6 protein-coding genes are annotated in these 11,608 nt (G+C 31.4%); 1 reads left to right on the forward strand and 5 read right to left on the reverse strand.

Annotated elements, in window-relative coordinates; all coding sequences use genetic code 11:
* Positions 1–365: 365 nt before the first annotated feature.
* The 3 genes from ACTG3V_RS13800 to ACTG3V_RS13810 form a co-directional block, all read right to left on the reverse strand.
* A complete protein-coding gene (locus ACTG3V_RS13800) occupies positions 366–1,871 on the reverse strand; it encodes a bifunctional metallophosphatase/5'-nucleotidase (protein ID WP_439132755.1) in 1,506 nt (501 codons plus the stop codon).
* A 51-nt stretch (positions 1,872–1,922) separates the two neighbouring features.
* Positions 1,923–2,783 carry a hydroxymethylglutaryl-CoA lyase gene (locus ACTG3V_RS13805; protein ID WP_439132756.1) on the reverse strand — a complete coding sequence of 287 codons (861 nt, stop codon included), beginning with the start codon at positions 2,781–2,783 and terminating at the stop codon, positions 1,923–1,925.
* Positions 2,784–2,913: 130 nt separating this feature from the next.
* Entirely contained in the window at positions 2,914–4,482 is a 1,569-nt protein-coding gene (locus ACTG3V_RS13810; RefSeq protein ID WP_439132757.1) for a CHRD domain-containing protein, read from the reverse strand.
* 308 nt (positions 4,483–4,790) lie between these two features.
* Between ACTG3V_RS13810 and ACTG3V_RS13815 the strand changes: the two genes are divergently transcribed.
* On the forward strand, positions 4,791–5,975 hold the full coding sequence (locus ACTG3V_RS13815; protein WP_439132758.1) for an MFS transporter: 1,185 nt from the start codon (positions 4,791–4,793) through the stop codon (positions 5,973–5,975).
* Between the two features lie 27 nt (positions 5,976–6,002).
* Here the strand turns inward: ACTG3V_RS13815 and ACTG3V_RS13820 are convergent, their stop codons facing one another.
* Entirely contained in the window at positions 6,003–8,270 is a 2,268-nt protein-coding gene (locus ACTG3V_RS13820) for an aconitate hydratase (protein WP_439132759.1), read from the reverse strand.
* A 196-nt stretch (positions 8,271–8,466) separates the two neighbouring features.
* Positions 8,467–11,247 carry a bifunctional aconitate hydratase 2/2-methylisocitrate dehydratase gene (locus ACTG3V_RS13825; RefSeq protein ID WP_439132760.1) on the reverse strand — a complete coding sequence of 927 codons (2,781 nt, stop codon included), beginning with the start codon at positions 11,245–11,247 and terminating at the stop codon, positions 8,467–8,469.
* Positions 11,248–11,608 lie beyond the last annotated feature (361 nt).

Raw genomic sequence — 11,608 nt, forward strand, 5'->3', positions numbered from 1 at the left:
TGTCTGAAAAGTGCTAAATTTTGTCATTTTGAGCGAAATGTAATGGAGTCGAAAAATCTATTCGATTAAAATTCAATGTTTTAGATTTCTCCATAAAGTCGAAATGACAGGTTTAAAATACTTTTCAGACAGTCTCGTTTTTTTTTAATATCCTGAGTTCAATTTAACCCCTCTGCTTAAATCGGTTTATTTACTTGAAAATCAATTTATTGTCATTCTGAACGAAACGAAGTGTAGTTGAGAAATCTCAAATTTAGACTAAGATTTCTCCATTTTAGTCAAAATGACATTCGTTTCAAATCATAAAAAAAGTAACTAGTTACTAAACCGTATTTTTTAATTAGAACTCACGTTAATATAAAAGGTTAGTTATTTTTCAGATATTCAATTACTGCTTTTCTAATATCAATAGCCATTTCATTTTCATTGGGTTTATAGACACTAATAACTTCTTTATTTTCAGCGTTTAAAAACGGAATATCAAATCCTTTTAATAAATAATCAGAAAAAGCAACTGTATAGTTTTTCTTAATATCTAAAGGTTGATTTTTAATAAACCACTGCTCGCCTATTTTTTCAGCATTAAAACGCTGCAAATAAGCTCCAGTTCCTGCTGCTAATTTTCCATAATCTAAAACCCGTTTTAATAAACGTCCTTTTAACTTTACTTTTAGCACTGCACCTCCATAAGGCAATACTCTAAAAATATCAATAGGTGTAATATTACCTGTTAATTGATCGTCAATTCTTATAGAGCCTCCATTTACCAAAGCGCAATCTACCTTATCATTAAACGAAAAAGACATCGATTTTGTAATAATAGCTCCTAAATTGGTTTGTATACTTCTTATTGGAGTATCTCTGCCATCTAAGGGAATGGAAGTAGCATAAATTACTTCATCAGGTTTTGGAATTATTTCTTTAATTTTTGTTGTTAAAATATTTTGCCATTTGTTTACAATCTTACCAACTTCCTCATCACTTTTAATGGTTTCATTAATTTCTTTTAATTCAGATTTTACAACGGTTTTCTTGGTGTTTTTATCAAAAGAAATTCTATGTATGTAGGCTGTTTTTGCATTGGCATCTGCTTTAGCAATAATGGTATTGCCTATTTTTTCATAATTATTGGTATGTTCATGACCTCCCATAATAAGCGGTAAATCTGGAATTAATTTAGCAATTCTTTTGTCATTTGCCAATTTTACATGTGTTAATCCAAAAATAACATCAACAGAATCTTTAATTTTTACATAAGAGGCTCTGGCTTTTACAAACATATTTCCGTATTCAACGTAATCTTTAGGGTTTGATGGTATACAAACGCTTATAAAACCTACTTTTATAGTTGTACCATCTGCATCAGAAAATTCTTTAACAAAGGTTTCTTGAACACTTTCTTTTTTTCCATTTCGTTTTTTGTAAAACGGAATAGCTTTTTCAGCTGTTTTTTGCTTGACGTTAGCTGTAATCCAAGGAAAATTACTTTCGTTTAATCTTTGTTGTAAGTCTTTTTGTGATACATCAAACTCATGATTACCAAAAGCTACCAAATCAAAATTCATAGCATTCATAACTTCTACCATTTGTTTTCCACGAACTCTTTGCCCATCAACTTTAATAGTACCTAATAACGAAGGATTTAAAAAATCACCAGCTAAAAATAACATGGTATTTGGATTTTCTTTTATTAAATCTTTATGAATAGTTTCCAATCGTGCCATTCCACCAAATTTTCCTCCTTGTATTGGTGCAATTTCATATACATCATTGATTTGTAAAAAGGTGAACTCTATTTTATCATCATTTTTATTGCAAGAAAAAAATAATGCAATTGATAAAATGTATGCTATATTTTTTATGATTTTCATTCAGTTTATTTTTAAAATAAAATCTAGTAAAACTTTTAAGTTTTTTGTTATCTAAGGGTTAAAAATCTCTAAAGCCTTGTTATATGCACTTTCAAAACTCATTGGTTTAATATTGGTATCTACTTTTTCTGTGGTAAAATAGCTTAATAATTTTTCAGTTGGCATATTGCCTGTTAACTCGTCTTTAGCCATTGGGCAACCTCCATAACCTTTTATGGCACCATCAAAACGTAAACAACCAGCTTTATATGCAGCATTTACTTTCTCAAACCATTTATCTGGAGTGGTATGCAAATGTGCACCAAATTCAATTTTTGGATATTTAGGTATTAAATTCGAGAATAAATATTCAATAACTTCTGGTGTGGAACTTCCAATAGTATCTGAAAGGGATAAAATTTTTATGCCCATTTTAGAGAGTTTTTCTGTCCACTCCCCTACTATTTCTACATTCCAAGGATCACCATAAGGATTTCCAAATCCCATAGATAAGTATGCAACAACCTCTTTATTATTCTTATCAGCAAGATTTAAAATTTTGTTTAAAGTGATGATAGATTCATCAATGGTTTTATGCGTATTACGCATCTGAAAATTTTCTGAAATAGAAAAAGGATAACCTAAATAATCAATTTCTTCAAATTGAACAGCATCTACAGCTCCTCTAGTATTTGCAATTATTGCCAATAATTTACTTTGTGTTTTAGACAAATCTAATTTTGATAAAACAGCAGCAGTATCTCGCATTTGCGGAATTGCCTTTGGTGATACAAAACTCCCAAAATCTATAGTATCAAAACCTACTTTTAATAAAGAATTGATGTACAATGCTTTTTTTTCTGTCGCTATAAAATGTGATTTTATACCTTGCATTGCGTCTCTAGGACATTCTATAATTTTGACTTTTTTCATCAATTCAAATATACAATAAAAGAAATTTTATCTTTAAAAGATAGTTTAAATTCGGTAAATATTTTAATCATTAAAAAAAAATCCCATCAAAAAATTTGATGGAATTTTAAAAAGTATTTAAATGATTTTATTATTCATTAGCACCTATATTACCTTGGGCAACTATGGTTGCTAAATTATCTAAACTTAAATGCACATTGATATAACCATTGTAAGTTAATATTTCATCGTAAGTAATTGCAGTTCCGTTGTCTAATGCTTCAACTTGAGTCATGCTCATTCCTGTATCTCCATTTACCGGATTAAAAGAAAACGCTATTCCACCACTTGTTACAATATCATTTTCATGGATGTGAGCAGGATGAGACCCACCCATTGGTGTATTCATAATATTTAGAACTGCTAATGCAGAACCATTTACTCTTTGATAAAATGTAGCTGTTCCAGAAATACCAGGCACATCTTTTTCATTTAAGGTATATTCTTTGCTTTCTCCTGTTAAATCGTTTTGACCTATATCACCTTGTGCTACAATTGTTGCCAAATTATCCATACTTAAATGCACGTTTACATAAGCATCCCAAGTAGCAATATCTGAAAAAGTAAATGCTGTACCATCATCTAAAGTAGTTAAGTTGGTTGCACTCATTCCAGAATCTCCATCTACAGGATTAAATGATAATAAAATTCCACCTGTTTCTGCTGCAGTGTTTGCATGTATATGTGCTGGATGTGAACCACCTGCAGGTGTATTTGCCAATGCTATAGTTGCTAAAATTTCACCATTTATTCTTTCTGTAAATGTAACATCACCAGCAATTCCTGGTACCGCTTTTTCACCTAAGTCGTAAGTTATGGTGTTTGATGTTAAATCGTTTTGACCTATATCACCTTGTGCTACAATTGTTGCCAAATTATCCATACTTAAATGAACATTTACATAAGCATCCCAAGTAGCAATATCTGAAAAAGTAAATGCTGTACCATCATCTAAAGTAGTTAAGTTGGTTGCACTCATTCCAGAATCTCCATCTACAGGATTAAATGATAATAAAATTCCACCAGTTTCTGCTGCAGTGTTTGCGTGTATGTGTGCTGGATGTGAACCACCTGCAGGTGTATTTGCTAAAGCTATAGTTGCTAAAATTTCACCATTTACTCTTTCTGTAAATGTAACATTACCAGCAATTCCTGGTACTGCTTTTTCACCTAAGTCATAGGTTATGGTGTTTTCTGTTGGTGCATTTTCACCAATATCTCCTTGTGCTACAATTGTGGATAAATTATCAGCACTTAAATGTACATTAATGTAACCATCAAATGCTAACAACTCTTCATAAGTAATTGTTGAACCATCATCTTTTGTAGAAAATGTAGTAACACTTCTACCAGTATCGCCATCTACTGGATTTAAACTAATTACAATTCCACCACCTTCTATAGCATTGTTAGCGTGAATATGTGCTGGATGAGAGCCACCTGCTGGTGTATTAGAAATTGCTAAAACAACAGTAACAGAGGCATCTTGATTTTTTATAAACCTGGCAGTTCCTGAAATACCTGTAACAGCTTTTTCATTTAAATTATAAGTTGTTGCCATACCTGTTGAAGTGGTAAATGGGTGATCATCTTCATTATCACAGCTCGTAAAAGCTATAAATGAAAATACTAATAATAATATTGGAGTAAGTTTTTTCATGATTTTGTTTATTTTTTTTAATTATACGTTAAACAAATTTAAAACAATAGCATCTCTAAATGAAGAAAGATAACGACTAATATTAGCATTTAACAAAGCATTATGATAATTCAAGAAGTTTAATTAAAGTTTTCATAAATATTTTAAATGTTAGTTACTTGTTTATGTAAAAATTATTGTTTTAATCGAAAACTTAAAAATAAAATCTTGTGAAAAATTTGTTCGGATACCTATTTTTCAGAAATACCTATTAAAAATGCCATTTCAATAAAGCAAATTGCTATACTTTTTGTTACCTTAGTTTACTAATGAAACCCTCAAAAAAAATACTTCCAATAATTGTCGTCTCACAGTTTTGTTGCACTTCTTTATGGTTTGCTGGAAATGGGATAATTGATAATTTAATTGCAACATTTCAATTAAAAGAAAATGTAATAGGCTTATTAATTTCTGCTGTACAATTTGGTTTTATTTTAGGTACGTTAGTATTTGCATTGTTAACCATTATAGATCGTTTTTCACCCTCAAAAGTTTTCTTTTTTAGTGCAATTTTTGGAGCAATCTTTAATTTTGAAATAATTTACGGGAATCAAACATTACTGAGTTTGTTGTCTTTGCGTTTTTTAACTGGATTTTTTTTGGCAGGAATATATCCTGTTGGAATGAAAATTGCAACCGATTATTATGATAAAGGCTTAGGAAAATCATTAGGTTTTTTGGTGGGTGCTTTGGTTATAGGTACTGCTCTTCCCCATTTGTTAAAAGATCTTTTAAAACATTTTTCTTGGAAAACTGTACTTATAACCACTTCAATTGTAGCTGTTTTTGGTGGTTTCTTAATGTTGATTTTTGTGAAAAATGGACCTTATAGAAAAAAGAGTTTAAGCATAGATTTATCCGCATGTTTTAAAATATTTAAAAATAGAAACTTTAGAAAAGCTGCTTTTGGTTATTTTGGCCACATGTGGGAGTTGTATACTTTTTGGGCTTTTGTACCAGTTCTCTTAATAGCCTATGAAAATCTTTACAAAGGTGTTTCTTTTAATGTTCCATTATTATCATTTTTTATTATTGCTATTGGTGGAATTTCTTGTGTTTTTGGAGGTTATATTTCAGAAAAAATAGGTTTGCATAAAACAGCTTTTGGTTTTCTTTTTATGTCTTGTTGTTGCTGTTTAATTTTACCTTTTGTTTTTTTAATTTCTAACGAATTTGTTTTTATTTCTTTTTTGATGTTTTGGGGAATAGTAGTTATTGCTGACTCTCCTTTATTCTCAACATTAGTTGCTAAAAATGCACCTCAAAAGGATAAAGGTACTGCCTTAACCATTGTAAATAGTGTTGGTTTTTCGATTACAATTATCAGTATTTTATTGTTAAACAGCCTATTAACTATTACTGAATCAAGATTTATTTTTATGATTTTAGCAGTTGGCCCCATTTTAGGATTAATTGCTTTAACAAAAAAAGCTCCTGTTAAACAAGAGCTTTAATTTTACTATTTGAAACTTAATTCGAAATTAAGCATTCTGCTTTTTTATTAAATTTAAAGCAGAACCTTCATTGTACCAAGCTATTTGAGTTTTGTTGTAAGTATGATTCAGTTTAATGGTATCTGAACTTCCATCAGTATGTACAATTTCTAAGGTTAATTGTTTATCTGGTGCAAATTCATTTAAATCTACGAAATTAAACGTATCATCTTCTTGAATTAAATCATAATCAGCTTCATTATCAAATGTTAATCCTAACATTCCTTGTTTTTTCAAATTGGTTTCATGAATTCTTGCAAAAGACTTTACAATAACAGCAGCAACTCCTAAGTGTCTTGGTTGCATAGCAGCATGTTCTCTAGACGATCCTTCTCCATAATTATGATCTCCAACAACCACAGTTTTAATGCCTTCTTTTTTATAGGCTCTTTGCACTGCAGGTACAGCATCATATTCACCTGTTAACTGATTTTTTACAAAGTTTGTTTTTTGATTAAATGCATTAACAGCACCAATTAAGGTATTATTAGCAATATTATCTAAATGACCTCTAAAACGTAACCAAGGGCCAGCCATAGAAATATGGTCTGTAGTACATTTTCCAAAGGCCTTAATCAATAATTTAGCACCTGTAATAGCACCTCCTAAAGGTTCGAAAGGTGTTAGTAATTGTAATCTTTCAGAATCTTCATTAACTGCAATCTCTACGTTACTTCCATCTTCTTTTGGTGCTAAATACCCATTTTCTTTTACATCAAAACCTTTTGGTGGCAACTCCCAACCTGTTGGTTCATCTAGCATTACTTCTTCTCCATTTTCATTAATTAAAGTGTCTTTTAGAGGATTAAAATCTAAACGACCAGCTATAGCAATCGCTGCTGTTATTTCTGGAGATGCTACAAATGCATGTGTATTTGGATTACCATCTGCTCTTTTTGCAAAGTTTCTGTTAAATGAATGTACGATACTATTTTTCGGCGCATTTTTTGGATCTGAATATCTAGCCCATTGTCCAATACAAGGACCACAAGCGTTGGTAAATATTTTGGCATCTAATTTTTGAAAAATCCCTAAAATTCCATCTCGCTCTGCAGTATATCTTACTTTTTCAGAACCTGGATTAATTCCGAATTCAGCCTTCGTTTTTAAGCCTTTATCTAAAGCTTGTTGTGCTATTGAAGAGGCTCTAGACAAATCTTCGTAAGAAGAGTTTGTACAAGAACCTATTAAGCCCCACTCTACCTGCATTGGCCAATCATTTGCTTTTGCTTTTTCTGTCATAGCACTACCTACTTCAGTAGATAAATCTGGCGTAAATGGTCCGTTTAATAAAGGCCCTAATTCTGATAGATTAATTTCAATAACTTGATCAAAATAATCTTCAGGGTTTGCATACACTTCAGGATCTGCGGTTAAATAATCTCTTACAGTATTTGCTGCATCTGCTACATCTTCTCTATCAGTTGCACGTAAATAACGCTCCATAGAATCATCATAACCAAAAGTAGATGTTGTAGCACCAATTTCAGCACCCATATTACAAATTGTTCCTTTTCCTGTGCAAGACATTGAATTTGCACCAGGACCAAAATATTCAACAATTGCGCCTGTACCACCTTTTACTGTTAAGATTTCTGCAACTTTTAAAATAACATCTTTTGGTGCTGTCCAACCTGAGAGTTTACCTGTTAACTTTACACCTATTAATTTCGGGAATTTTAATTCCCAAGCCATACCAGCCATTACATCAACAGCATCTGCACCACCAACACCTATTGCTACCATTCCTAAACCACCAGCGTTTACAGTATGAGAATCTGTACCAATCATCATTCCACCAGGAAAAGCATAATTTTCTAAAACTACTTGATGAATAATTCCTGCACCAGGTTTCCAAAAACCAATACCATATTTATTAGAAACTGATTCTAAAAAATTAAAAACTTCACTACTGGTACTATTGGCATGTTTTAAATCTGTAGCAGCACCTTCTTTAGCTTGAATTAAATGATCACAATGAACAGTTGTTGGCACAGCCACTTTAGGCTTACCTGCTTGCATAAACTGCAATAATGCCATTTGGGCTGTTGCATCTTGACATGCAATTCTATCTGGAGCAAAATCTACATAATCTTTACCTCTAGTAAATTGCTTTGAAGGAACTCCATCCCATAAATGAGAATATAAAATTTTTTCTGCCAACGTAAGAGGTTTTCCTGTAATATTACGAGCGGCATCAACGCGTTCTGTCATATTAGCGTAAACTTCTTTAATCATATCAATATCAAATGCCATAAATATATTTTTTTGTTAATGTTATTCCACTAATTTAAATAAATTTATGTAGATAACAATTGACATCCATAATTTTATTTCTATTAAGCTATTTTTAGAATCTATTTTGAAGATAAAATTATATATAAAGATAATTTTAATAAAAAAGCTCAAGTTAAAAAACTTGAGCTTTAGTATATAAATCATAGATTAGGTATTAGCTAACTAATTGTTTTTGTGAAGGTTTAAACTTCGTTAACACAATACCATCAACAGCCTTTTCGTATTCTGCCATAGTTGGAGTTCTACCTAAAATGGTAGATAATACTACTACAGGTGTGGAAGATAATAAAGATTCACCTTTTTTCTCTCCTGTATCTTTTACCACTCTTCCTTGAAATAAACGCGTTGAAGTAGCCATTACAGTGTCTCCAGGTTCTGCTTTTTCTTGGTTACCCATACATAAATTACATCCAGGACGTTCTAAATACAGCATATTTTTATATTTAGTACGTGCTAAACCTTTAGGAGCACTATCATCAAATTCAAAACCTGAATATTTTTGTAATACTTCCCAGTCTCCTTCTGCTTTTAACTCATCAACAATATTATAGGTTGGTGGCGCTACTACTAAAGGCGCTTTAAACTCTATTTCTCCTTGTTGAGCTTCGATATTTTTTAGCATTTGTGCTAAAATTTGCATATCACCTTTGTGAATCATACAAGATCCTATAAAACCTAAATCTACCTTTTTTGTTCCACCATAAAAAGATAATGGACGAATTGTATCGTGCGTATAGCGTTTAGAAACATCATCATTATTTACATCTGGATCTGCAATCATTGGTTCAGCGATTTCATCTAAATCGATGACCACATCTGCATAATAATTTGCATCTCCATCTGGGGTTAACGCTGGTTTAATTCCTGTTTTAACTTCTGTAATCCTTGTATTTGCTTTATCAACTAAACCTTTAAGCATTTGGTTTGCGTTGTCCATCCCTTTATCAATCATAATTTGAATACGATCTCTGGCAATTTCTAACGATTCTATTAATGTATCATCCTCAGAAATACAAATAGAAGCTTTTGCTTTCATTTCTGCTGTCCAATCTGTAAAGGTAAAAGCTTGGTCTGATGTTAATGTACCAATATGTACTTCGATAATTCTTCCTTGAAATACATTTTCGCCACCAAATTGCTTTAACATTTGTTGCTGAGTTGCATGTACTACATCTCTAAAATCCATGAAGCTTTTCATTTCTCCTTTAAAGGTAACTTTTACAGATTCTGGAATTGGCATGGTAGCTTCACCGGTTGCTAAAGCTAATGCTACAGTACCAGAATCAGCTCCAAAAGCAACACCTTTAGACATACGAGTATGAGAATCACCACCAATAATTATATCCCAATCATCAACAGTGATATCATTTAAAACCTTATGAATTACATCTGTCATTGCATGGTATTGCCCTTTAGGATCTCTGGCTGTAATTAAACCAAAGTCATTCATAAAGGTCATTAATCTTGGAATATTTGCTTTAGATTTATCATCCCAAACAGATGCTGTATGACATCCTGATTGATAACCTGCATCAACTATTGGAGAAACAATGGTTGCTGCCATCATTTCTAACTCTTGAGAAGTCATTAATCCTGTTGTATCTTGAGATCCTACAATATTAACTTCTACACGCACGTTTGAACCTGCATGTAAAATTTTTCCTGGTGTAGTACCTACTGCATTTTTATTGAAGATTTTCTCTACAGCAGTTAAACCTTGACCCTCAATTGAAACTTCTTTAGAAGGTGCATAAACTTGAGGTATATCTATATTTAATATTTTACAGGCTAATGTTTGTAATTTTTTACCAAAAACAACTGCATAAGAACCACCTGCTTTTATAAACTCCATTTTTGGAGGAGTTAATGCTGCAGAGATATCTTTTAACTCAACATTACCACTATATAATTTTTTTTCTTTGGTATTGATTGTTAAAACAGTACCTGTATTTACAGAATACATTTGTTTTAAAACTGGCTCACCATCTTTATCAACGATAGTTTTTCCGTTTTCATCTTTTTGCTGTACCCAGTTTTTTAAATCGATACCAATACCACCAGTAACACCAACTGTAGTTAAGAAAATTGGTGCAATACCATTAGTACCCGCAATTACTGGAGCAATATTGATAAATGGTACATAAGGACTTGAGGAAACCCCTGTCCATAAAGCTACATTATTTACACCAGACATTCTTGAAGAACCAACACCCATTGTTCCTTTCTCTGCGATTAACATAACTCGCTTATCAGGATGTTGTTCTTTTAAAGCCAATAATTCTTGTTGCATTTCTTTATTATGCTCAAACATACATTGTCCATGCAATTCACGGTCTGATCTTGAATGCGCATCTGCACCTGGAGAAAGTAAATCTGTAGAAATATCTCCTACACCTGCTATATAGGTAACTACTTCAATTTCTTCTTCTACTTCTGGAAGTTTTGTAAAAAATTCTGCATTTGCATAGCTTTCTAACAATTCTTTAGAAATAGGGCAGCCTTTTTTGTAAGCATTTTCTAATCTTTCAACATCTGCTTCATAAAGAAAAACCTGCGTTTTTAAAACTTCTGCAGCTTGTTTTGCTATTTTAATATCTTTACCTAGTAATACCAAATCTAATAAAACTTCAATTGAAGTTCCTCCTTTCATATGAGATAATAGTTCAAAGGCAAATTCAGTAGAGATTTCTTCAACTTTAGATTCTCCAAGAATTATTTCTTTTAAAAACTTTGCTTTAACCCCTGCAGCACTTGTAGTACCAGGTAAAACATTGTATATGAAAAAATTTAGAGAATCTTCTCTAAACTCATTATCTACATCTTTAATTTGATTGATAATATCGCTTAGTAACTCTGCACCATCAATAGGTTTTGGATGCAACCCTTGACTTTTACGTTCTTCTATCTCAATGAGATAATCTTTGTAAGTATTCATGAAGTAAATCTTTTTTAAACTTATGGCTTTACAATTTGTAGTTTTTAAAAGCTTAAAGTTTTAATTTTAATAAATTTTAGCGGAGCAAACTTACATTTTTTATCTTTATTTTAAAAGATAAATAATAGATTAGGACTATTAATAAATAAAAAAAGATTATTTGCAAAAAGTTTGAATTTTCCTCAATAAATCATCAAAAAAAATATCAATCTTTAAAGATTTTATAAAAAATTTAAAGCAGACTAATAAGCCGAATTCTGTACCTTTAAAAAGGTTCTTATCATTTATCTAGTTTCAATATTACTATCGAGATCAATCTGCCTACCCTTTAGAATCGAGCGAGTAGCTCTCAAGCTCTAAT

The sequence above is a fragment of the Polaribacter sp. genome (assembly GCF_965660385.1).
In the GTDB taxonomy this organism is placed as follows: Bacteria; Bacteroidota; Bacteroidia; order Flavobacteriales; family Flavobacteriaceae; genus Polaribacter.

Excerpts from the sequence above, each read along its gene's own strand:
- ACTG3V_RS13820 (WP_439132759.1), bottom strand. The coding sequence starts at position 8,270 with ATGGCATTTGATATTGATATGATTAAAGAAGTTTACGCTAATATGACA.
- ACTG3V_RS13800 (WP_439132755.1), bottom strand. The coding sequence starts at position 1,871 with ATGAAAATCATAAAAAATATAGCATACATTTTATCAATTGCATTATTT.
- ACTG3V_RS13810 (WP_439132757.1), bottom strand. The coding sequence starts at position 4,482 with ATGAAAAAACTTACTCCAATATTATTATTAGTATTTTCATTTATAGCT.
- ACTG3V_RS13815 (WP_439132758.1), top strand. The coding sequence starts at position 4,791 with ATGAAACCCTCAAAAAAAATACTTCCAATAATTGTCGTCTCACAGTTT.
- ACTG3V_RS13825 (WP_439132760.1), bottom strand. The coding sequence starts at position 11,247 with ATGAATACTTACAAAGATTATCTCATTGAGATAGAAGAACGTAAAAGT.
- ACTG3V_RS13805 (WP_439132756.1), bottom strand. The coding sequence starts at position 2,783 with ATGAAAAAAGTCAAAATTATAGAATGTCCTAGAGACGCAATGCAAGGT.